Annotated in this window: 21 protein-coding genes; 19 read left to right on the forward strand and 2 right to left on the reverse strand. The window is 64.4% G+C overall.

Annotation, left to right across the window (positions count from 1 at the left end):
* Positions 1–34 precede the first annotated feature (34 nt).
* Entirely contained in the window at positions 35–805 is a 771-nt protein-coding gene (locus OQE56_RS18775) for a uroporphyrinogen-III synthase (protein ID WP_267226420.1), read from the reverse strand.
* A 395-nt stretch (positions 806–1,200) separates the two neighbouring features.
* On the opposite strand from OQE56_RS18775, the gene OQE56_RS18780 reads away from it, so the two are divergent.
* From OQE56_RS18780 to OQE56_RS18790, 3 genes are all read left to right on the forward strand, one after another.
* Positions 1,201–1,683, forward strand: a complete 483-nt coding sequence (locus OQE56_RS18780; protein ID WP_267226422.1) for a YiiD C-terminal domain-containing protein — start codon at positions 1,201–1,203, stop codon at positions 1,681–1,683.
* Positions 1,684–1,736: 53 nt separating this feature from the next.
* On the forward strand, positions 1,737–2,150 hold the full coding sequence (locus OQE56_RS18785) for a hypothetical protein (RefSeq protein WP_267226424.1): 414 nt from the start codon (positions 1,737–1,739) through the stop codon (positions 2,148–2,150).
* A gap of 183 nt (positions 2,151–2,333) precedes the next feature.
* The gene (locus OQE56_RS18790) at positions 2,334–2,780 is read left to right on the forward strand and encodes a rhodanese-like domain-containing protein (protein ID WP_267226427.1); all 447 of its coding nucleotides are present in this window, start codon (positions 2,334–2,336) and stop codon (positions 2,778–2,780) included.
* Positions 2,781–2,844: 64 nt separating this feature from the next.
* Here OQE56_RS18790 and OQE56_RS18795 read toward each other — a convergent pair whose 3' ends face one another.
* Entirely contained in the window at positions 2,845–3,921 is a 1,077-nt protein-coding gene (locus tag OQE56_RS18795; RefSeq protein WP_267226429.1) for a 2Fe-2S iron-sulfur cluster-binding protein, read from the reverse strand.
* Positions 3,922–4,254: 333 nt separating this feature from the next.
* On the opposite strand from OQE56_RS18795, the gene OQE56_RS18800 reads away from it, so the two are divergent.
* The 16 genes from OQE56_RS18800 to OQE56_RS18875 all read left to right on the forward strand — a co-directional run bounded on the left by OQE56_RS18800 (position 4,255) and on the right by OQE56_RS18875 (position 23,180).
* Positions 4,255–4,695, forward strand: a complete 441-nt coding sequence (locus OQE56_RS18800; protein ID WP_267226431.1) for a hotdog fold thioesterase — start codon at positions 4,255–4,257, stop codon at positions 4,693–4,695.
* On the forward strand, positions 4,638–5,636 hold the full coding sequence (locus tag OQE56_RS18805; protein ID WP_267226433.1) for a serine/threonine protein kinase: 999 nt from the start codon (positions 4,638–4,640) through the stop codon (positions 5,634–5,636). The genes OQE56_RS18800 and OQE56_RS18805 overlap by 58 nt, the downstream gene beginning before the upstream one ends.
* A gap of 391 nt (positions 5,637–6,027) precedes the next feature.
* A complete protein-coding gene (locus tag OQE56_RS18810) occupies positions 6,028–6,462 on the forward strand; it encodes a hypothetical protein (RefSeq protein WP_267226434.1) in 435 nt (144 codons plus the stop codon).
* 1,062 nt (positions 6,463–7,524) lie between these two features.
* Positions 7,525–8,700, forward strand: a complete 1,176-nt coding sequence (locus OQE56_RS18815) for a class I SAM-dependent rRNA methyltransferase (RefSeq protein WP_267226435.1) — start codon at positions 7,525–7,527, stop codon at positions 8,698–8,700.
* Between the two features lie 24 nt (positions 8,701–8,724).
* Positions 8,725–9,927, forward strand: a complete 1,203-nt coding sequence (locus OQE56_RS18820) for a DUF2252 domain-containing protein (protein WP_267226437.1) — start codon at positions 8,725–8,727, stop codon at positions 9,925–9,927.
* Positions 9,928–10,005: 78 nt separating this feature from the next.
* Positions 10,006–11,454 carry a DNA recombination protein RmuC gene (locus tag OQE56_RS18825; protein WP_267226440.1) on the forward strand — a complete coding sequence of 483 codons (1,449 nt, stop codon included), beginning with the start codon at positions 10,006–10,008 and terminating at the stop codon, positions 11,452–11,454.
* A 245-nt stretch (positions 11,455–11,699) separates the two neighbouring features.
* Positions 11,700–12,488 (forward strand): hypothetical protein, encoded by a 789-nt coding sequence (locus tag OQE56_RS18830; RefSeq protein WP_267226442.1) that lies wholly within the window; start codon positions 11,700–11,702, stop codon positions 12,486–12,488.
* Between the two features lie 74 nt (positions 12,489–12,562).
* The gene (locus OQE56_RS18835; protein ID WP_267226443.1) at positions 12,563–13,426 is read left to right on the forward strand and encodes a class I SAM-dependent RNA methyltransferase; all 864 of its coding nucleotides are present in this window, start codon (positions 12,563–12,565) and stop codon (positions 13,424–13,426) included.
* A 214-nt stretch (positions 13,427–13,640) separates the two neighbouring features.
* Entirely contained in the window at positions 13,641–14,243 is a 603-nt protein-coding gene (gene folE / locus OQE56_RS18840; RefSeq protein ID WP_267226445.1) for a GTP cyclohydrolase I FolE, read from the forward strand.
* Positions 14,244–14,256: 13 nt separating this feature from the next.
* A complete protein-coding gene (locus OQE56_RS18845) occupies positions 14,257–15,558 on the forward strand; it encodes a hypothetical protein (protein ID WP_267226447.1) in 1,302 nt (433 codons plus the stop codon).
* The gene (locus OQE56_RS18850; protein ID WP_267226448.1) at positions 15,551–16,264 is read left to right on the forward strand and encodes a hypothetical protein; all 714 of its coding nucleotides are present in this window, start codon (positions 15,551–15,553) and stop codon (positions 16,262–16,264) included. The genes OQE56_RS18845 and OQE56_RS18850 overlap by 8 nt, the downstream gene beginning before the upstream one ends.
* Positions 16,257–19,049 carry an AAA family ATPase gene (locus tag OQE56_RS18855; protein WP_267226450.1) on the forward strand — a complete coding sequence of 931 codons (2,793 nt, stop codon included), beginning with the start codon at positions 16,257–16,259 and terminating at the stop codon, positions 19,047–19,049. The genes OQE56_RS18850 and OQE56_RS18855 overlap by 8 nt, the downstream gene beginning before the upstream one ends.
* Positions 19,050–19,087: 38 nt before the next feature.
* The gene (locus tag OQE56_RS18860) at positions 19,088–19,405 is read left to right on the forward strand and encodes an EF-hand domain-containing protein (protein ID WP_267226451.1); all 318 of its coding nucleotides are present in this window, start codon (positions 19,088–19,090) and stop codon (positions 19,403–19,405) included.
* A 1,113-nt stretch (positions 19,406–20,518) separates the two neighbouring features.
* A complete protein-coding gene (locus OQE56_RS18865) occupies positions 20,519–21,868 on the forward strand; it encodes a TCR/Tet family MFS transporter (RefSeq protein ID WP_267226452.1) in 1,350 nt (449 codons plus the stop codon).
* Positions 21,865–22,371: a DUF1993 domain-containing protein gene (locus OQE56_RS18870; protein WP_267226455.1), complete on the forward strand. Its 507-nt coding sequence runs from the start codon at positions 21,865–21,867 to the stop codon at positions 22,369–22,371. Before OQE56_RS18865 ends, OQE56_RS18870 begins: the two co-directional genes overlap by 4 nt.
* Before the next feature lie 155 nt (positions 22,372–22,526).
* Positions 22,527–23,180, forward strand: a complete 654-nt coding sequence (locus OQE56_RS18875; RefSeq protein WP_267226457.1) for a DsbA family oxidoreductase — start codon at positions 22,527–22,529, stop codon at positions 23,178–23,180.
* Positions 23,181–23,217 lie beyond the last annotated feature (37 nt).

Here is a 23,217-nt window from a genome sequence, read left to right on the forward strand (position 1 = left end):
CGCGTTGGCCTGTCGTCGGACCGCTACTTACGGCTCAGCGCGCTGCAGCCGCCAGCAAGTCGGAGGACAACGCCGACGCCGCCACGACGACCTTGCTGAACCCGCCCGCACGCGCGGCCTCGGCCAATCGCTCGCTGCTCACTACCGCCACCGCGGCATGAAGCCGCGCGTAGCCCGCCGCGGGCAACCCTTGCTGCAAGTTGTCGAGCGCTTCGGCGCTGGACAGCAACACGCGCGCGTCAGCAGGCAATTGCGCCAGTGCATCGAGCTGGCGGCGCCGCCAGCGGGGCGTGCCGCGCCGATAGACGTGGACCTCGCGCAACTGTGCGCCGCGTGCGGCCAGTTCGGTACGCAGCACGCCGCGGCCGCCGGGCGCCCCGATCAGTGCCACGCGGCGCCCGCGCAGATCGGCGAGGGTGTAATGATCAAGCAAACCTTCGCTGTCCTGTCGCTGCACCGGAGCGAGCGGCTCGCTCACGCCATGGCGGCGCAAGGCCTGGGCGGTACCCTGCCCCACCGCCAGCACCACGGCCCGGGTACGCAGCGGGGTCAGGCGGGCAGCGAAGCGGACGGCCGCTGGACTGGTGAATACCAGCAAGTCGTCTCCCATGGCGGCTCGCAAGGCATCGGCCATGTCATCGGGGCGGTCGGTGCCATGCAGCGAGAGGCCGGGCAACAGCAGGGCGATCCCGCCAAGGCGGCGCACTTGCCGCGCCAGCGGCGAACCGGTGCCCGCCGGACGCGTAATGACCACGGTACGGCCGTTAAGCGCAGGCCCGGCGGTGGTCGTGGATCGCGTGGTCATGAGCCTCTCCATGGGAACGCCTGGCAGTGTACCGGCCGTTGCGGCCATGGTCCTGGGCGGGGGGTGCTCTGCTCCATTCCGCGTGCCCGGCATGACGTCCAGAAGGCCCGCCGGCAGTGTCGCGTGGCGCAGGGCAGACTGGCCGTCTGTTCAAGCCGCGCGGTGCTGCCGGCGGGCCTGCTGGACGTCACCCCGTCAATTCAATTCAGAATGTTGGGGCCGCACGGTATGCGCGCAACGCTTCGCCCCGCCGCCTCGACAGACAGCCAGTCTGCCTTCGCCGTCGGGACTATGCGTTGCGCGCATACCGTGCGGTGACGGGCACGCGGAATGGACCAGAGCACCCCCTCGGGTGCGTACACTACGCCTCCCCCCAAGTCGCCTCCCCCACACCGATGAGCAACACCGAACGACAGACGCTAGCGCGCAAGCTGGTCAGCTTCATGCGCGACGAAATTCCGCTGGCGCAGAACATGGATCTGCGCCTGCACAACTGCGACGAACGGCAGTTTTCCATGGCCGCGCCTCTCATGCCCAACGTGAACGACAAGGGGTGCGCGTTTGGCGGCAGCCTGGTGAGCACGATGACACTGACCGGCTGGGGTCTGGTGGAGCTGGAACTGCGCATGCGCGGGCTCGATTGCGACGTTTTCGTGGGCGAATCGACCGTGCGCTACCTCGAGCCGGTCTGGACCGACTTCGTCAGCGAGGCACGCCTGAGCGACGGCGCGGACTGGGCCACGTTTTTCGAAACGCTCGCCGCACGCGGCCGCGCCCGCATCGAAGTGACGTGCCAGGTACCGGGCACGGCAGAAAAGCCAGCCGCCACACTGTCAGCCCGATTCGTCGCCAAACGGCGCTCACCCGACGCCGTATGAAAACGCGGCCTCGCTTGGGCACAATGCGGGGTATCGCCCAAGGGGGAAGTTCCATGCGCCGCATCCTGATCTTGCTGGTCACGCTCACCACGCTGCTGCTCGGCGGTTGCGCCACCGACCAGCGCAACGACGCGCTCACCACAACACTCAACGCCTACGCGCACACGGTGCGCTGGGGCGATTTCAACAGCGCGCTGCAGTTCGTCGATCCCAAAGTGCGCGAGGCGCATCCGATTCCCCCTCTGGAAATGTCCCGCTACCAGCAATACAAGGTGAGCGAATATGACGAGGGCAAGGGCCCGATTCCCAAAGGCGAGTTCGAAGTGACCCAGGTGGTGCAGATCAATCTGGTGAACGTGAACACCCAATCCGAGCGCACCGTGACCGATCACCAGACCTGGCGCTATGACGCCGAGGGCAAGCACTGGTGGTTGGTGAGTGGGTTGCCGGATATCAGCCGGCAGTAACCGGCATCAGGCACACGACGGGCCGGCGGCAAAACAGCGTCATCCCCGCGCAGGCAGGGATGACGCGCGCGGGCCGCAGGCGCAAGAAAGCCAGCCCCAGCACCGCATGACCCCGCCAACCCGTATAATCGCCCGTTCTGTCCAACCCACGCGGCCCCTGGCTGCGCCTGCGGAAGCTTTCGAATGAGCGATGTCCTGCACAAGCTGCCCGAGTTCATCGGCAACCATCTCGCGCTCGTGGCGCTGTTTGTGGCCCTGCTGCTCGCCGTCATCGTGACGCAGCTGCTCTCGCTGTTCCGCAAGTACAAGGAACTGACTCCGGGCGGCCTGACCCTGCTGATCAATCGCGAAAGCCCGCTGATGGTGGACCTGTCCGCCTATGCGGACTACGAAAAGGCGCACGTGCCCGGTTCGCGCCACGTGGCCATGAGCCAGTTCGATCCCGAGCAGAAGGACCTGGCCAAGGCCAAGGATCTGCCGGTGGTGCTGATCGACAAGGACGGCCGCGGCGCCAGCGAAAAGGCCGCACAGCGTCTGGTCAAGGCGGGCTTCACCAAGGTCCACACCCTGGGCGGCGGCGTGCTCGCCTGGCAGCAGGCGCAGTTGCCTGTCGCGAAAGGCAAGAACTGAAGAAGTAAGAGTGAGGAGTTAGAAGTGAGAAGTGAGAGAGAGCCAGGCGCTATTCTCTCGTTACTCACTCCTCTTCACTCGTTTCTCGCTCCAAAATCCCGGCGCGGCTGCCCAGGATCTGCGCCAGTACATCGGGCGCGTAGTCGAACGAGTCGTAGTAAAGCCGCTCTTCCGGCAGATTGGCCTCGATGAAGAGCTTGCGCCCCGCGTCGATCATCGCGGGCGGACCGCTCATGTAGACGTCATAGCCGGCGAGATCCGGCTGGTCTTCCAGCAGCGCCTCGTGCACCAGGCCCGCGCGTAGACCACTGGCAGCGGCCTGCTCGGGGTCGGAAATCACCGCCTGAAATACCAGGTCGTGGGCCGTGCGTGCCCAGCCTTCGGCGAGTTCGCGCAGGTAAAGGTCGGCCGTGTTGCGCGCACCCCAGTACACCCGCATGGGGCGCCGGGTGCCCAGCGCAAGGAAATGCTCCACGATCGCCTTCACTGGCGCGAAGCCAGTGCCACCTGCCATGAAGATCATTGGCCGCTCGGAATCCTCGCGCGGCACAAAGGTACCCAGCGGCCCTTCGATGCGCAGCGCCTCGCCCTCTTTCAGCGCGTCGTTCACCCATGAGGTAAAACCGCCGCCGGCCACGTGCCGCACGTGCATTTCGATCGTGCCGTCCGGCTGGGGATGATTGGCGATGGAAAACGGGCGTCGCCGCCCCTCATCCAGCAACACATCAAGATACTGGCCCGGGAGCCAGGTGAGCCGCGCCTGCCCCGGAGCGGGCTTCAGGTGCAGACCCACGACATCGGGCGCCAGCATCCATTTGCGCGACACCACCACGTCCAGCCGTCGACGCACGATGTCCTCTACCGAGGTCACTTCGCGCGCTTCGATGCGTAAGTCGCTACAGGGCACCGCCTGGCACAACAGGATGGCGTGTTGCGAGGGCGCCGTGCCGCTCAGGGCCAGCGGCGGATTGCGCGGATAAACACAACCACCCTCCAGCAGCGTAGCCTTGCAGCTGCCACATACGCCGGCACGACAGGAATACGGCAACGCGATGCCGGCCCGCTGCGCGGCTTCCAGCACGGTTTCGCCAGGCGCCACCGGGAATTGGCGGCCCGAAGATTGAATGGTGACAATAAACACTAGGGGTGCTCTGTTCTATGAAACGCGGGTGTCACCGGCTCTGTCTGCCCGCAGATGTGTGTCGCGTCGGTGAAGGCTGGCTGGCCGCCTGTCGAGACGACGTGGCGCGCAGCAGCCGGCAGACAGAGCGGCCTTGCGGGTGATGTCCAGAAAGCCCGCAGGCCGCGGTGTGCGGCTTGCCCAGGCAGCCAGCCTGGGCTGCGCCACACCCCACATCCTGCAAGCTTTCTGGACATCATGCCACCCACGTTTCATAGAACAGATCACCCCGAACATTGTCGCGGCTACAACGGTCGAACGACAATGTGGGCCCCCTCGCGAGAATCAACCACCATGGCTATCTGGAAGCAGGACACCTCGCTCGACCGCCTCAACGGCATGAGCGCCAACACCATGATGGAGACGCTGGGCATCCGCTTTACCGAGACCGGTGATGACTGGCTCCGGGGCACCATGCCGGTGGATCACCGCACCCATCAGCCTTATGGCTTGCTGCATGGTGGCGCCTCCGTAGTGCTGGCCGAGACGCTGGGCAGCATGGCCGCCATGCTGACGCTCGACCCCGCGCAGGAAGCGGCGGTGGGCCTGGACATCAACGCCAACCACATCCGTGGCGTGCGCAGCGGCACGGTGACCGGTACCGCACGCGCGGTGCATATCGGCCGCTCCACGCAGGTGTGGGAAATCCGCATCGAAACCGAAGTGGGAGAGCTGGTATGCATTTCGCGTATCACCATGGCGGTGATTCCGGCTCGCGCGGTAGCGCCACGTTGAGTCTCGAAGCTCCTTACGCATCGCTCGACCCCGATCGTGTGCTCGACGCCGTGACGGCGTGCGGCTTGTGGCCGGATGGCCGCCTGCTCGCGCTCAACAGCTACGAAAACCGCGTATGGCAGGTAGGCATCGAGGATGCCTCGCCGGTCATCGCCAAATTCTATCGCCCCTATCGCTGGAGCGATGCGGCCATTCTGGAAGAGCACGCCTTCGCGCTCGAGCTCGCTGCCGACGACCTGCCGGTGGTCGCACCATTGGTATTTGGTGGCCGCACGCTGCTGCACCACGAGGGCTTTCGCTACGCGCTCACACCACGACGCGGCGGCCGTGCGCCGTCGCTGGAGTCGGCCGAACAACTCGAATGGCTTGGACGTCTGATTGCACGCATCCACAGCGTGGGCGCCAGGCAACCGTTCCAGCATCGTGGGCGCATAGATCGCGCCACGCTGATCGAGCAACCGATGAGCGCCGTGCTGTCGTCATCCCTGTTGCCGCCTTCGCTGCACGCCGCGTATCGCGCTGCGGCCGAGAGAGTGGATCAGGCCGTTGCCCATCGTTTTGAAGCCGTCGGCCCGGTACGTCAGTTACGCCTGCATGGAGACTGCCACCCAGGCAACGTGCTGTGGACCGATACGGGCCCGCACTTTGTCGATCTCGACGACGCGCGCATGGGCCCCGCCGTGCAGGACCTTTGGATGCTCGCCAACGATGAGGCGGCCATGCAGGCCCTGCTCGACGGCTACCAGCAAATGCGCGACTTCGACTTCAGCGAGCTCGCCCTGGTTCCTGCCTTGCGCGCCATGCGCCAGCTGCACTATGCGGGCTGGATCGCCACCCGCTGGCACGACCCGGCCTTCCCCGCCGCCTTCCCGTTCGTGGCCGAGCCGCGCTGGTGGGAGCAGCACATCACTGACCTGCACGAACTGGCGGACGAGCTCTAGGGATGCTCTGAACAAGTTTGCGCAGCCGCCATGATGTCTGGAAGACCCGCCGCCTGTGTTGTACGGCGCCGGGAAGACTGGCCGTCTTGCCAAGCCGTGCGGCGCAGGCGGCGGGCCTTCCAGACATCACCATAACCCTTAAATAATCCGGCGATGGCCGGCTCTGTCTGCCCGCATCTCTTCGGGGCGCCGGCTCGACAGACCGCCAGTCTGCCTTCGCCGACTCCCCTGCGATCTGCGCGCAGACAGAGCCGGTGGCGGCTGCGCAAACTTGTTCAGAGTATCCCTAGCGGCATGTCCCTGTACGGCACCCGACGAAACGCCAACCGGCTCTGGTAACACGGCGGTGGCGATCCGCTAAGCTCGCCGCTTTCGACCCTGGATCTGGCACGTGCGCAATTTCCTTTTCCGACTTATCGGCATCCTCGAGGTGGCGGGTGGCTTCTTCGGCATGGTGAACATGCTGCGCCGGCTGTTGCCCTTCGGATCGCACGACTCGCTGGTGGCGGTGATCGGTCTGGTGCTGTACGTGTTCGTGATGGTGGCGGGTGTGCTGTTGCTGGAAGGTAGCGAGCGCGGCGTATCGCTCTCGGGCTGGGCACAGGTGCTGCAGCTGCCGCTGATCGCTACGCCGATCCTGAGTTATGCGCTGTTCTCTGGTGGCTACGTGAATGTCTACGCCACGCTGCATTTGCCGGTGAGCCTTGGGCTGGATTGGCATTTCGGCAGCGAGGGGTTTGTGTTGGCGGTGGCGGGGCCTTCTGTATCGAGGTTGGGTATTAATTTGCTGGCGTTGTTGTCGTGGTTGGCGTTGCGGATTCGCTGAGTTTTCTTTTGTTGGTCGTTGATTGAGCTCGTGGCTTCGCCACAAGTGGCTGAGTTAGCGCAACGCTTGCGCTTCTAGCTCCCTCTCCCCTCCGGGGAGAGGGTTGGGGTGAGGGGCGGGTGCTCGCGGTAACGTAGATTTCCCTCACCGTCATCCCTGCGAAAGCAGGGATCCAGTGACTTTGCTCTAGTGTGGGGTTTCCGCGACCTGGCTCGCCTGCGGCGGGCTTCCGACCTCCTGCCGGAGGCCGGGTCACTTTTCTTTGCGTGCTCAAAGAAAAGTAACCAAAAGAAAGAGCACCCCACTTGGCGCTTGCCGGGCTGATAGCCCGGCAAGTCCGTGAGGGTTGGCCGGGCTTTTCGACAGGGCTTCCTGCCCTGACGAAAAGGGATCGGCATCCATGCCGATCCCCCTGCGGGCCTGATCGTCCAACCCTCACCGCCGCACAGGGGCCCCTCAGATCAAAAGTACACGGCTCGTGCCGCTGGCGCGGCACATCGCATCACCTCATATCGCGTGCTTTTTTTGTAGGAGCGCACTTGTGCGCGACCAGCCGACGGAGCGGCAACGATGGGACGCGGCGGTCGCGCACAAGTGCGCTCCTACAGTGAAATCATGGGCATGGGGAAACCACGGCCGCAGCTTCTGGGGCGCCTCGCGCGCCGCTCTAGCTCTGGCTCTTGACCTCCGGGCCCCTATGGCGCGCCATCGGGGTGGCCTTTCTCTTGGTTACTTCTCTTTGGCCACGCAAAGAGAAGTGACCCGCTGTCCGGCAGGACAGCGGAAGCCCGCCGCAGGCGAGCCAGGGTGCGGAACTCTGAAAAGAGCGAAAGGCACTGGATGACCAGCCTTCGGCTGTTGTGAAGCGCTTCCAGCTTCCGCTGGGATGACGGTGAGGGGAATGAGCGTTACCGCGAGCACCCCCCTCACCCCAACCCTCTCCCCGAAGGGGAGAGGGAGCTAAAAGCATCGCCGACTCGCGTCCCCATACCTTCAGCATCACAAATACAGCCACCCACAGCCCCAACCAGACCACCCTCCCACACCAGTTATCATGTGCGGATGAGTACCCCCGATTCCCCCTCCCCCACCATCCGCCTCAAAACCGACCGCGCCCCCGGCCACCCCTGGGTGTGGTCCGCCCAAGTGCACAAGCCCGAAACGCGGCTGCCCCCCGGTTCCGTCGTCAATGTGGAAGACGCCAAAGGCCGCTTCGTAGGCCGCGGTTTCTGGAATGGCCACGCCCGTATCGCGCTGCGCCTGTTGACCACCGACCCGGATGAGGCCATCGACACCGACTGGATCACCGCACGCATCGACCGCGCCGTGGCATTGCGCCAGGACTGGCTGCAGCTCGATCACGTGAGCGATGCCTGGCGCGTGGTGCACAGCGAAGGCGATGGACTCTCCGGCCTCGTGGTGGATCGCTACGCCGACATCCTGGTGATCGAGTACTTCGCCGCCGGCATGTGGCGCTTCCGCGAAGCCATCCATGCCGCGCTGCTCCGCCACTTCCCCGGCGCGCGCCTGTACTGGTTCGCCGAGACGCATGTGCAGAAGCAGGAATCGTTCGACTGCCGCATGGCCGAAGCACCCGCGCCGGTGGAAGTTCATGAGCACGGCCTGCGTTTTCATGCGGCACCCGGCTACGGCCACAAGACCGGCTTCTTCGCCGACCAGCGCGAGAACCGCCATCACTTCGCGCGACTCGCCAAGGGCCGCCGCGTGCTTGATCTTTGCTGCAACGCGGGCGGCTTTGCCGTTCATGCGCTGGCCGCCGGTGCGCGCGAAGCGATCGGCGTCGACATGGACCCTGGCATTCTGGAAATCGCCCGCGCCAACGCTGCGGCGAATGATGTGCCGGCGGTGTTCGAGCAAGGCGATATCTTCGACTGGCTGCGCAACGCGGTGGCACGCGGCGAGCAGTTTGATGCGGTGATTCTCGACCCGGCCAAACTCACGCGCGATCGCAACAAAGTTATGGACGCGCTGAAGAAATACTTCGTGATGAATCGCCTGGCGCTCGACGTGATTCCGCCGGGCGGCCTGCTGCTGACCTGCTCGTGCACCGGTCTGGTCAGCGAAGGCGATTTCCTGGAAATGCTGCGCCGCGTGGCACTCAATGCGGGGCGCGAGATCCAGGTGCTGCACGTGGCCGGCGCCGGTGCGGACCATCCGTTCCGCAGCGATGTGCCGGAGGGGCGTTACCTGAAGGCTGTGTTCTGCCGTGTGATGTAACCACCCGCTCGTGGAGGACGTGACATGATCGATGTCGTCGAAGCCATCCGCAGTTACAACGCCAAGCGCGATCCCGAGCGTTTGCAGCGCAAGTACACGGCGATGCGGCACGACCCTTTCACGTTCCTGCGCGGCACCTGCCATCTGTTCTACGCGCAGCTCCCGGCCGCCAAGGTGCTGGCCAAGGCGCCGCCCACCTGGGTGTGCGGCGACCTGCATCTGGAAAACATGGGCAGCTACAAGGGCGATAACCGGCTCGTCTATTTCGACCTCAACGATTTCGACGAAGCCGCGCTGGCTCCCTGCAGCTGGGAGCTGATCCGCCTGCTGACCAGCGTGCACATCGCGGCGAGCAGCCTGTCGCTGAGCCGGGACCAGGCCAGCCAGTTGTGCCGGCACTTTCTCAACGCCTATGTCGGCGCCCTGCGCAACGGCAAGGCGCGCTGGATCGAGCGCGACACCGCCACGGGTATGGTCGGCGACCTGCTCGGCAGCCTGCGGGGACGGCTGCGGCCGCACTTTCTCGACTCTCGCACCGAACGCAAGGGCAAAGTGCGCAAGCTGCGGCTCGACGGACGGCGCGCCTTGCCAGTGACGGACAAGCAGCGCGACAAGGTCACTGCGCTGGTCCACAAGATCGGCGCGCGGCAACCCGACCCAAGTTTCTACAAGGTGCTCGACGTGGCGCGGCGTATCGCGGGCACCGGCAGCCTGGGCGTCGAGCGCTACGCCATTCTGGTGGAGGGCAAAGGTTCACCCGATGGCAATTACCTGCTGGATCTCAAGCAGGCGATGCCCTCGTCGCTCACGCCGCATCTCAACATCGCACAACCCGATTGGGACACCGAAGCCGAGCGCGTGGTCTCGGTGCAACGGCGCATGCAGGCCATTTCGCCTGCCTTCCTGCAGGCGGTGACCATGGGCCGCAAATCCTACGTATTGCGCGGCCTGCAGCCCACTGAAGACCGTGTGGCACTCACCGAATGGAACGGCAAACTGGAACGCCTGGACGGCGTGCTGGAGGCCATGGGCAAGCTGGTGGCCTGGTCCCAGCTACGCAGCAGCGGCCGGCAAGGCTCGGCCACGACGGACGAGCTGATCGCCTTCGGCGAGAAGGCGCGCTGGCCCAAACAGTTGGCGCAACTGGGCCAGGAGAGCACCAAACAAGTGCGGCGCGACTGGAAAACCTACTGCAAGGCCTACGACCAGGGCGCCTTCAAGGTCTGAACGCACCGCGCTGACGAAAATCCCGGCTTCTGAGACGTCAGCGCGTACACTTGGCCCCCTGTGCTACCGGGTGTTGCCATGTCCGTAACCGACATTCTGTTGATCGTGCTCGTTCTCGCCGTGTTGGTGATGATCGCGCTGCAAACAATGAGCCTGCTGCGTCATCGCGACGATGGCGGTCTCGCCGCGAGGCTCGACACCCTCAAGGACGACAACCGCCACCTGCGCGATGCGCTGGCACAGGAGCAGCGCGCCGGGCGCGCTGAAATGAGTCAGTCGATGGGACAGTTCCGCTCGCTCATGCAGGAGCAGCTGAGTGGCATGAGCACGCAGCAGCACGAACGCATCGCACAGTTCGGCCAACGTCTGGAGACCCTCACTGAGCGCACCGACCAGGGCCTTCAACAACTTGCGCAGCGCCTCACCGAAGACGCACGTCACAGCCGCGAAGAACTGACGCTGACACTCAAGCGCTTCGGCGAACAACAGCAGCAGGGTCTCGCTACGCTTACCGCCGACAACGAGAAGCGCCTCAACGAAGTGCGCGCCACGCTGGAAACCAAGCTCAAGGCGATTCAGGACGACAACGCCGCCAAGCTTGAGCAGATGCGCGCCACAGTCGACGAAAAATTGCAGACCACGCTGGAAACCCGCCTGGGCCAGTCTTTCGCACTCGTCTCCGAACGACTGGAACAAGTGCAGCGCGGCCTCGGCGAAATGCAGAACCTCGCCACCGGCGTGGGCGACCTCAAGCGCGTACTCACCAATGTGAAAACGCGCGGCATTCTGGGCGAAGTGCAGCTCGGCGCCTTGCTTGAACAGATGCTCACGATCGAGCAGTACGAATCGAATGTCGCTACCGTCCCCGGCAGTGCTGAGCGTGTGGAGTTTGCTGTGCGCATGCCTGGTCCCGGTGACGAGGCGCCGCTCTACCTGCCCATCGATGCGAAGTTCCCGGTAGAGGACTACCAGCGCCTGCTCGACGCCCAGGAAGCGGCAGACGCCGAAGGCGCCGCGGCGGCTGGCCGCGCACTGGAAGCTCGCGTACGCGAGGAAGCCAAGCGCATCCGCAGCAAGTACGTCGCCCCGCCACATACGACCGACTTCGCCGTGCTGTTTCTGCCCATGGAGGGCCTGTATGCGGAAGTGATCCGCCGCCCCGGCCTGTTCGAAGCGCTGCAGCGCGATCACCACATCACCGTGGTTGGCCCCACCACGCTCACGGCGCTGCTCAACAGTCTGCAGATGGGTTTCCGCACGTTGGCCATCGCCAAGCGCAGCAGCGAGGTGTGGACACTGCTTGGTGCGGTGAAGTCCGAGTTCGGCAAGTTCGGCACGGTGCTGGAGAAAACCCGCAAGCAGCTGGATACGGTGCGCAACAGCATCGACAGCGCCGGCCAACGCACGCGCGCCATCGAGCGCCGCCTGCGCAGCGTGGAAACGCTGTCGGGCGAGGATGCCAAACAGCTGCTGGGCGACGGCTTGCCAGCCATCGAGGATGCCGACGAGGACGATGTGGAGGTTTAGGAGCCCGGTCAAAAATTGCTGGCTTTGAATTCCTTAGCAACCTAATCGCCCCCTCACCGTCATCCCCGCGAGGCGCTTTTCAACAGCCGAAGGCTGGTCAAGCGGGGATGACGGTGAGGTAACGACAAGACGGTGCGCGGATTCTGAAAGCGCTCTCAGACTCCGTCAGAATTTCTAAACCCCATTGCGCGTCACGCGACGTTTCATTAGATGCATCGGCTGGCGATGCATCCTGGAGTCGTCGCATGAAACTCTCACTCGTTGCCCCTGCGTTGCTGGCCGCTCTGATCGTCAACACGCCGGCCTTGGCGGTAGGCCGCCTGCTGGACATGAGCGTGTACGACCGCACCACGCAACAGGAGTTGCCGGTCTATCGCTACGAGGGCCGCTACTACATTGCCGGGCAACCCGGCCACCGTTACCAGATTCAACTGCACAATCGCGAAGGCAGCCGCGTTCTCGGCGTGCTTTCGGTCGATGGCGTAAACGTGCTCTCCGGCGACACCGCCGACTGGTCGCAAACCGGCTATGTGCTCGATCCGTTTGCGGCATCCGATATACGCGGCTGGCGCAAAAGTCTTTCGCAAGTGGCCGACTTCGTCTTTGCCGATGCGTCGCGCAGTTATGCCGCGCGCACCGGGCGCCCGGACAATGTGGGCGTGATCGGCATGGCCGTGTTCCGTTCGCGCCCGCCGCTATTGCCCATTCGCCCCATGGCGGTGGCGCCGGCGAACCGGGCCACCGAGAGTTCTGCCGCACCGGCAGCCGCAGCGCAGGCTGCGCCGTCCGCCGAGGCGAAAGCAATGGCGGACCTTGGCGAACCCTTAGGCACCGGTCATGGTCAGCGCGAAACGTCGGTGGTGAGTTACACCGACTTCCGGCGCGTCTCATCAACCCCCGACGAGGTGGTCACGCTGTATTACGACACGCGCGAGCGCCTTGTCGCGCAGGGCGTGATTCCAGCGGCCGAGCGCACGTCAGTGACCCTGCCCGACCCCTTCCCGGCCGGTCACTTCGTGCCCGATCCGCGATAACGCCAGCGCGTTCAACTTCCGTCAGGCTGGCGCATGTCAGCATGCCTGTCGTGCGCCGTTGACGGAACCCCTCCATGCCGAATGCTTTGCACAACCTGATCGGCGATCTCGAAAACGATCGCTCACTCGACCAACCCACCCGGTGGCGCGAGCGTATCGATGCGTTGGAGCGCATCGAAGATCTGCTCGTGTACGAGGCCGAGGCACTTCCCCCAGCTACGCCACTGCACCAGCGCGTGCGGGCGCTACAGTCACGACTGGAGAGCATCCAGAGCCGCCTCTACGAAGCAATCCGCATGGCCATCGTGCAGGGCGCCGGCGCCCAGGCGTTGCGCGGTTGGGCATCGCCGTGTGACGACGCCGACCCGCAAAGCTACGACCATCTCGATGCGCTGATCAGCGATGTGCTGTCGTTCGAGGAACCTTCGGGCGCGATCGCGGCGCTGGACGATGAGATGGTGTTCTACCAGCCCACGCCCGCCCGCCATGTGTTCGACCTGATCGAACGCGCCGGTATCGGCCCGCACGATGTGCTGATCGATCTGGGTTCAGGGCTCGGGCACGTGCCCTTGCTGGTGTCCATCTGCACCGGTGCACGCTGTATCGGCATCGAACGAGAGGCTGCCTATGTCACGGCGGCACGCCGTAGCGCAGAAAGCCTGAAGGTGCGCGATGTGGCCTTCATTGCGCAGGATGCACGCGAGGCCGATCTTTCCCGCGCGACCGTGTTCTATCTCTATACGCCATTCACCGGCGGCTTGCTTCGCGAAGTGCTCGACAAGATCCGGCACGAGGCCGGCAAACGCGCTATACGCATCGCCACGCTGGGCCCCTGCACCGCGATGGTGGGTGCCGAACCCTGGCTGACACCGGTTGGCGCGCAGCACGCCCACCGCATCACCCTGTTCCGGCCGAACGCGCTGCCAGGTCGCCATTAAGCGGAGAGGAAAGCCTTTCCGGGCTTCGCCCTTGGCATGCCAGCGCGTCCATGGGCACAGCATGATGGTGTTGAGCCACTCCCGCAGGTGCGGTCGCCGGGCGCGCACCCTGCCAACCCCTTGATCCCGAAAGACTCAGGGCAGCGCTTCGGCTCAAAGCTTGACGGTGGCGTTACACTTGCGCGTCTGTGCTGTAACCCCCGAAGGAACCCGCATGAGCGAGCGTCACGATCCGACCGAAGTCACCCGCGAACAGGCCGAAGAGGCCGTGCGCGTCCTGCTGCGCTGGTCGGGCGAGGATCCCAGCCGTGAGGGCCTGCTGGATACGCCCAAGCGCGTGGTGAAGGCGTATCGCGACTGGTTCTCCGGTTATCAGATCGACCCAGGCGAATATCTGCGCCGCACCTTCGAAGAAGTGGCCGGTTACGACGAAATGGTGGTGCTGCGCGACATCGAGTTCGAAAGCCACTGCGAGCATCACATGGCGCCGATCATCGGCCGCGCGCACGTCGGCTACCTGCCGACCAACCGTGTAGTGGGCATCAGCAAACTGGCGCGCGTGGTCGACGCTTATGCGCGCCGCTTCCAGGTGCAGGAAAAGATGACCGCGCAGATTGCGCAGTGCATCCAGGAAAACCTGCAACCAGCCGGCGTGGCCGTGGTGGTCGACGCCAGCCACGAATGCATGACCACGCGCGGCGTACACAAGCGCGGTGTGTCGATGATCACCAGCCAGATGCTGGGTGCGTTCCGCGATGACGCACGGACGCGCTCGGAGTTCCTGCAGTTCATCGGCATCCGCGGCGGCAACCGCTGAAGCCGTCCGCTTGATGCATTCGATCGATAGCGCAGACGCCGACGAGCGTCTGCAAGACGTACTGCGCGGCGGCGTCAGCGCCGAAGACCTCCCAGCCGTATTTCCGCTGCTGCGCGGCCGCTCGCTGCTGCGCGCTTTCAGCGCCCTGTTCCATGGCAGCGAAACCCAGGTGGTGCTTCGCCTGCTGGTGCTGCGCACGCTGGGCGCGCGCGCTCACGCACCGGAATGGACGCCCGCCGAGATCCGTGACCAGCTCGCGTTTGTCGAGCCGGTGAAGCTGGAAACGGTGGTGCAACGCCTCAAGGAGCACGAGCTGCTCACCTGGGACAACGAAACGCTGCGCTATCGCGTGAGTCCGTTGGGCCGCAAAGCACTCGCCGCCGTCAGCACGCTGCTCGAATTTGAGCGCGACGACGAAGACGGCCTGGGCTACATCACCGCGCAGCTCGCCGCGGGGCAGGCAGTGGGCCGCATTTCCGCCGACGAGCTCGGACACCTGTTGTCGCGCCTGTCGGAGCTGAAGGAAGACTTCGACCGCGCCGTGCTGTCCGGCTCCGAACACCGTATTCGCCGTGCGGCGCTTCGCCTGGAATCGGTGTGGACCTGGGTGGAGAAAGGCACCGAGGTGGTGAGCGCTATCGCCGATAGCGAAGAACTCGACTCCGCCGCGCACCGTCTTGCCCAGGCCGTCGGCCGTGCGCAAAGCGCGTTGCTGCGGCAGGCCGGCGTATTCCAGCGCGAACTCAACAAGATCGATCAGCACCGCGTGCATCTCGGCCGCACGGGCCTTTCGTCGTCCGATCTCGTGGCGTGGCTGCGCTCGCTGACGCCCGATGCGCTGGCCCAGCACGCCGACGAAGCACATCAGCTGCCGCTGCAGCCGCCCTTTCTGCAAGACCAGATCGCGCTGGACGTGGCCGAGTACGAACTACTGGAACGCGAGCGTGCCGCTGCTGAAAGCACCGAGCTGCCAGCATCGGAAAGCACGCCGACCACGCACGATCTGCCGATCGACGAGGACGACCTGTCGCCGTTGCTTACCTGGCACAGCGAACTGGCAGCCGTGAACGAACCGCTGGAACTTACCGATGCGTTGCGCGGCGATGACTACGCGCTAAGCGCCTATCGCCTTTCGCTGCTCGGTCTGCTCGGCGATCCCGAATCTTCTGCGCTGCAGGGCCCCACCGCCGACCTGGCACGGTTGCCGCTGAAGCTGGAAATCGAACCGCGCCTGATCGATCCAGGCCTGGCGACGATCGCGCTGGTCAGCGCGGGTCGCCTGCATCCACGCAAGGATAAGAAACCCCATGCATGACGAAACCGCCGCGCTCGTCGCGCGACTGTTATCCCAGCGCTGGCTGCCACGCGACGACGCGCAGGCACGCAAGGCGCTGCTCGACGAAGCGTTTCGCGAAGAGCTGGACCGCCGCCTCGCGGCCGTCGGGCTGGAACTGCGCGAACACCCCTACTCTGCCTATATCGGCGTCGCCGTAGCCCGCGCCAACGAGAAGCACGTGTTCGGCGGCAGCGACAGCTGGATCTCCAACACACTGCAACTGGATCGCGACGCGGTAGCGTTGCTCGTGGTGCTGTGGGCGCTGATCGTGCTGCCCAAGCGCCAGCGACAGCTCGAGCGCCAGCAGGCCGAGGCCGATGCCTCGCAGACACTAATGTTTGCCGAGGCAAAACCGATTTCGCGCGATCCGTCGCTCTCGCCCGTAGTGGCCGAGCGCACCCTGCTTGCCGACTTCGCCGACAAGCTCGGTGGCAAGACGCGCGTGAACTTCAATCTTGGCCTGCTCTCGCGCCACGGCTTCATCGCCCGCCGCAAAGGTGACCTCGCCGAGGGACCGCTGCTCGATCTGGTGTTCGATTACGAACGCACCGCGCGACGCATCCTCGATGGCGCACTGGGCGATCTGCTTGCCGGCCTCACGCCTCGCGACGCCGGCAACGACAGTGACGAGCCCTTGTACGACGACACCGAACTCGAAGACAGCGAAGTGACCGACGATGTTTGATTTCCGCAGCCTCGAAGTCATTCACTGGGACTACTGGCAGCGCTTCAGCCTGCCACTGGATACCAACATCGTTACCGTCGTGGGCCCCAACGGTTCGGGTAAAACCACGCTGCTCGATGCGCTGCGCACGCTGCTCACCATCGATTGCGCCGGCAACCGCGACTACAAGAGCTATCTGCGCCACAACGGCAAGCCGTTTTCGTGGCTGCGCGCCCGCGTAGGCAACATCCCGGGGCCACGCGGCGAGCGTCCGTTCTTCCCGATCATGGACAGCGAAGTGACGCTGGCCGTGCGCATCCAGAAGAAGGGCGGCGAATGGCAACGCCAGTACGCCGTGCTTGGCGGCGACGTGAGCATCGATGACATCGAAGCGCGCAACGATTGGCTGGGGTTGCGCGAGTATCGCGTACGGCTGGAAGGCGCCGGCCTTTCGCAAGCGATTCGCCGCGTGCTCACGCTGGAACAAGGCGCCACCGACAAGCTTTGCCAGATGGCGCCCAAGGCGCTGCTCGATCTGGTGTTCGACGTGTTCGGCGACAAGGTCGTGCTCGAGGACTACCAGCGCGCGCGCAACGAACAAGCCGAGGCCGATCGCGAGCTGCACGGCCTGGAGCATCAGCTCTCCCTGATCGGCGTAAGCCTGCAGGAGGCCGAGGGCCGCGTGCGTTCGTGGCAGGAGTGGGACGCGCTCAAGCACGAGCACACCGATCTCGTGGCCGAAACATTACCGCGCACCGAGCTGGCAGAACTGCACGCCGCCATCCGTGGCGCGCGCCCGCAACTGCTTGGCCTCAAGCGAAAGTGCCGCGATCTATCGGCACGCGACGTGGAATTGCAGCTGCACCTCCAGACGCTCGACGCCCAGGAAGAGCATTTGCGCGGCCAGCAGCACTCTGCCGACCAGGCTCGTCAGCAGGCCAAGCAACAGCTGGATGAGGCACGCCGCGCCGAGACAGAGAACGCCACGCTGCTCAAACAGGATCAGCACCTGCGCAAGCTGGTGGCCGAACAGGATGGCGCTGATCACGAGAAGCAGGGTAAGCAGCTGGTGGATGCACGCAGCCAGCTGGGACGTCTGCAGACGGAAGAGACTCGTCTGCGCGATCAGTTGACCACGCTTACCGCCCAGCTGGGCGCATGGCGCCGCGGCCAGCGCTACACGCCAGAGTTCGAGCAATCGTTCCGCCGTGCCCTGGATGATGCCGGCATCGGCCACAGCATGCTCAGCGAAATCGTGGAGATCAGCGATCCTCGCTGGCAGGCCGCTGTCGAAGCTGTCCTCGCGGGTTATCGCCATGTGGTGCTGCTCGATCATCCCCGCGACCGCGAGGCAGCGTGGCGCCTCGGCGAACAGCATCGCTACAAGCATTTCGTGGTGGCCGATCGCGCGCCTTCCACCACGCCTACCCGTGGCTCGCTGCTCGAAGTGGTGGATTTCAACGCCGCCGCGCCCGAGTGGCTGTTGCGCCAGCTCGATCGCATCCGCCGCGTCGATGACGTGGCCGACGGCGCCAAGCTGGGCAAGGATCAGGATTGGATCACGCCGCAAGGTTACTTCCGCGAACGTCGCGGCGGCCGTCATCTCGGCGTGGACGATGTCTATTTCGGCAGCGCTGCACGCGAGCGCCAGCTGCGCGAGGGCGAGGCGCGCTTGCAGTCGATCGAGCAACAGCTGCGCACCATCGCCGAGCAGCGCAAGCAATGGCAGCAGCAGGCCAGCGATGCTGAAAGCCTGCTACGCGGTGCCAACGCCAGCGGCCAGCTGGCCGACCGCGCCGATGAATTCGCGGACGCGCATGAAGCGCAGGCAGCGCTGCAAGATGACGTACAGCGTTGTGCCGACAGCTATGCCGCTGCCGAAGCCCACTACGAAGCTGTGCGCGAAAAGCGACAGCAGAACTCGCGCCAGCGCGACAACGATGCGCGCGAACACAAGCAAGTGCAGCAGCAACTGGCCGACAGCGCGCGTCAGTTCAACCAGTTCCGCAACGAGCAAGTGGATCGCCTCAAGGCGTTCCGGCACAAACGCGGCCACGTGCGCCCCGCTCACCGCAGCCGCCGCGCCATGCTCGAACTTCGCGAACGCTACGAATCGCCTGCATCCGTGCGCCGCGAAATCGATCGTATCGAACGCCGCCTCAACGAAGGCCACTGGGAAACCGACGAAGGCTGTCTGCCGCTGCGCGACAAGTACTCCAACGACCATGAAGGTCTGAAGGACGATCTGCAGCGCCGCCGCGTACACCTGGAACGTGCCGGCCGCATCACCACCGAAGCACGCGGCGCCTATCTCAACGTGCTGCGCAACACGGTGAAGCGCTACGCCCGCAATCTCAAGGTGTTGGCGGACCTGGCGGGCATCGGCGTCGAAGTGGATCTGCCGGAGCTGTCCAACGAAGACCTGGCACTGGCGCAGGCTGGTCTCACGGTCCGCTTCGAGTTCGACAAGAAGGGCTGGATCGGCATGGACGACGGCGAAGCCTCCGGCGGTCAGCAGGTGATGAAGTCGCTGTTGCTGCTGGTGGCGCTGATGCGCGACGAAGATCGCCCCGGCGGCTTCGTGTTCATCGACGAACCGTTCGCCCATCTGGACATCTTCAACATCGATAAGGTGGGCGCCTTCCTCAAGTCGACTCGCGCCCAGTACATTCTCACTACCCCGGCCACGCACAACATCAACGTGTTCCAGCCCAGCGACCTCACCCTGGTGACCAGCAAGCGCCGTCCCGGCGCCACCTGGGCGCAACCGTTGGCGGTACTGCGCCGCCGCACTGAGGCCGCCTGACCATGCGCCGGCCTGCGTCACCTGCCTTTCGCAGCGTGATGCTGGCCGGCCTGCTTTTGCTGCCGATGGCGCTCCGGGCGCAGAGCACGCCTGAGGAGTATCTGCGCACGTTTGACACGGATGGCGATGGGCGGGTCAGCGAGGCTGAGTATGTCGCCCATTTGAGTGAAGGTTTTTACCGGCTGGATCGCAATGGGGATGGGGTATTGGAGGCCGATGAGTTGCCGGGTGGTCATGGCAAGCCGGTGACGCTCAAGCAGTTTCAGGACAATTTGCGACGGCAGTTTCATAAGTTGGATCGCAACCACGATGGGTATCTGGACGCGCGTGAGTTGACGCAGCCGCCGCAAGGGTGAGGCTGCCTCCGATCTTCGCTCCTGCCCTTATCTCCCTCTCCCCTCCGGGGAGAGGGCTGGGGTGAGGGGTGGGTGCTTGCGGTAGCGTTTCTATCTCTCGCCTTTGCTCTGATGTGACGTTTCCGCCAGCGTGCTCGCCTGCGGCGCTTCCGACGATCTGCCGATCGCCGGGTCACTTCTCTTTGCTTGCCCAAAGAGAAGTAACCAAGAGAAAAGGCACCCCGCTTGGCGCTTGCCGGGCCTTATGGCCCGGCAAGTCCGTGAGGGTTGGCCGGGCTTTTCGACAGGGCTTCCTGCCCTGACGAAAAGGGATCGGCATCCATGCCGATCCCCCTGCGGGCCTGATCGTCCAACCCTCACCGCCGCACAGGGGCCCCGCAGGTCAAAAGCGCAAAGGCTCGTGCCGCTGGCGCGGCACATCGCATTGCAGTTCGTCTGGCGGTTTTTCTGTAGGAGCGCATTGGTGCGCGACCAGCCTACGGAGAGGCAACGACATGACGCTGCGGTCGCGCACAAGTGCGCTCCTACAGGGAACCCATGGGCACGGAGAAACCACGGCCGCGGCTTCAGGCGCGCGGTGCGCGCCGCTCTGGCTCTGGCTTTCGCTCTTGACCTCCGGGCCCCTATGGCGCGGCGGGCGGGTGGAGGAATAGCCCGCAGGGTGGCCGGCAGGGAGGCCGGCCAGTTTTTCGTCAGGACAGGGATGTCCTGTCGAAAAACCCCGTAACCCGCCCGCGTACCTTCCGGGCTGCAAGCCCGGAAGGCGCGCCATCGGGGTGGCCTCTCTTTTGGTTACTTTTCTCTGGCCAAACAGAGAAAAGTGACCCGGCCTCCGGCAGGAGGTCGGAAGCCCGCCGCAGGCGAGCCAGGTCGCGGAATCCTCACACCAGAGCAAAGTCACTGGATGACCAGCCTTCGGCTGTTGTGAAGCGCTTCCAGCCTTCGCTGGGATGACGGTGAGGGGAATGGGCGTTACCGCGAGCACCCACCCCTCACCCCAACCCTCTCCCCGGAGGGGAGAGGGAGCTAAAAGCATCGCCAGAACTCCCCCTCCCCCACACCCCTCTTCCCCCCAATCAGCTATCGTGCATGCCTCCCCACGAGTCTCATCTCATGGACCAGCCCACCCCCACCGACCTTCACCCGCGCCGTCGCGCAGCGCTGGCACTCATCTACGTCACCGTGGTGCTGGACATGCTGAGCTTCGGCATCGTCATACCGGTACTGCCCCATCTGATCGAACAATTGGCCGGCGGCGGCATTTCCAACGCGGCATGGTGGGTAGGCGTGTTCAGCACGGTGTTCGCACTGGTGCAATTTGCATTCTCGCCGGTGCAGGGCGCGCTTTCCGACCGCTTCGGCCGGCGGCCCGTGATCCTGATTTCCAACGCAGGGCTGTCGCTGAACTTTGTGTTGCTGGCTATCGCGCCAACGCTGTGGCTGTTGTTCGTGGCGCGTGTGCTGCTCGGCATGACGGCGGCCAGTTTCACCACGGCCAATGCCTACATCGCCGATATCACGCCCAAAGAGAAACGCGCCGCTGCTTACGGCATTCTCGGTAGCGCCTTTGGGCTCGGCTTCATCATCGGCCCGGGCGTTGGCGGCTTTCTTGGGCATTACGACCTGCGCCTGCCGTTCTGGGTGGCGGCGGTGCTGGCCGCCTGCAACTTTCTCTATGGCTTGTTCGTGCTGCCGGAATCGCTGCCCAAGGAGCGCCGCACGGCACGCTTTGAGATGCACAGCGCCCATCCATTGGGCTCGCTGAAACTGCTCCGTCGCTACCCGCTGGTGCTGAACCTCGCCGTGGTGATGTTTCTGGTTTATCTGGCGCACTACGTGCTTCAGACCACCTTTGTGCTGTATGCGGATTACCGCTACAGCTGGGGCCCGCAGGCGGTGGGTTATGTGCTGATGCTGGTGGGCGCCTGTGATGGGTTTGTGCAGGCGGTGCTTACCCGCCGTCTGGCGCCTCGCATGGGCGAGCGACGCCTGATGCTGAGCGGCATGCTGTGCGGTATCGGCGCGTTTCTGGTGATGGGCCTGGCCAACACCGGCGCCATGTTCTTGCTCGGTATCCCGCTAATGGCGCTGTGGGGGCTGTCACAACCGCCGATTCAGTCATTGATGACACACCAGGTCGATCCGTCCGAGCAAGGGCGTTTGCAAGGGGCCATCAGCAGCCTGGCCAGTTTTGCCGGTATTTTTGGCCCCTTTTTGTTCGCCCAGGTATTCTCGTTTTCGATTTCGCCGGCCTCGCCGTTGCACTTGCCAGGTCTCGCGTTCGTGTTGTCCGCCGCATTGCTGGCTATCGGCGCCGCCATCGCGTGGCACGTGACAAGGCACACCAGCGACCTCGCAAAAGCGGATGACGCTACGCCCCATGCATCGCCCGGCGAACTGTCTTCCGTCGTCTCGCTGCAAGGCACGACGACTTCCACTGAAACATCGGAGCATTCCCCATGACACTGTCGATGTACCAAGCCTCGGTTCCGGTCTTCCTGCGCGCGCTCAACAATCTGCAGCACGTGCTGCGTAAGGGCGAGGCACACGCTGAGGCACGCAAGTACGAGTCCTCCCTGCTACTGCAATCGCGCCTGACGGTGGACATGCTGCCGCTGACGCGCCAGGTACAGATCGCCACCGACATGGCCAAGAATTGCTGCGCTCGCCTGGCCGGGGTCGATCCGCTGAAGTTCGACGACAATGAGACCAGCTTTGCTGAGCTGCATGCCCGCATCGATCGCGCCATCGAGTACATCAAGAGCTTCAAGGCGGACCAGATCGATGGCAGCGAAACGCGCGCCATCACGCTCAAGCTGCGCAGCGGCGAACAGCATTTCGAAGGTCAGGGTTATCTGCTTCACTACGTGATCCCCAACGTGTTCTTCCACTGCACCACTGCCTACGCCATCCTGCGTGAGGCTGGCGCGGATCTCGGCAAGGCGGATTTCATCGGCAAGCCGTGAGAGCCAGGAGATAGTGAAGAGGAGTGAGTAGTGAGAGGTGCAAGCGCGCTTTCTCTCGTTTCTCACTTCTCGCTCCTCACTCCTAAAACCACTTGATTTCTGACAGCTCAAGTCCCACTAAGAGCTGATCGAAACCTGTACGCAAGAGCCAGTTCATGACCACCCCTACTCCCATCAAGATCGACTTCGTCTCCGACGTGGTGTGCCCGTGGTGTGCCATCGGCCTGAAGTCGCTGGAACAAGCGCTGGAGCGCATGGGTAGTGACGTTTCGGTGGATCTGCATTTCCAGCCGTTTGAGCTCAATCCGCAGATGGCGGCTGAAGGCGAGGACATTGGCGAACATCTGGCGCGCAAGTACGGCAGCACGCCTGAACAGATGCGCGCGAATCAGGAAGCGATCCGGCAGCGTGGCGCAGAGCTCGGTTTTGTCTTCGACATGAACCGGCGCAGCCGCATCGTGAACACCTTTGACGCGCACCGCCTGCTGCATTGGGCCGCGCTGGAAGGTCGCCAGGCGGAGCTCAAGCAAGCCCTGCTCGCCGCCTATTTCACCGAAGGCCGTGACGTGAGTTCGCGTGATGTATTGGTGGATGTGGCGGCCCGGGTTGGGCTGGATGCGACCGCCGCCCGCCACGTGCTGGATGAGGATCGCTATGCGCAGGAAGTACGTGCGCAGGAGCAGTTCTACCAGTCGCAGGGTATTCAGGCGGTGCCGTCGGTGATCGTCAATGACCGCTATCTGATCCAGGGCGGGCAGCCGCCGGAAGTGTTCGAGCAGACGTTGCGAAAGATTGCGGCGGAGGGTTGAAGCCTTCGCCAAGCGCGTCGGGCCAGCCCCCAGCCGC

The organism is Dyella silvae, from assembly GCF_026421305.1.
Classification (GTDB): Bacteria; Pseudomonadota; Gammaproteobacteria; order Xanthomonadales; family Rhodanobacteraceae; genus Dyella; species Dyella silvae.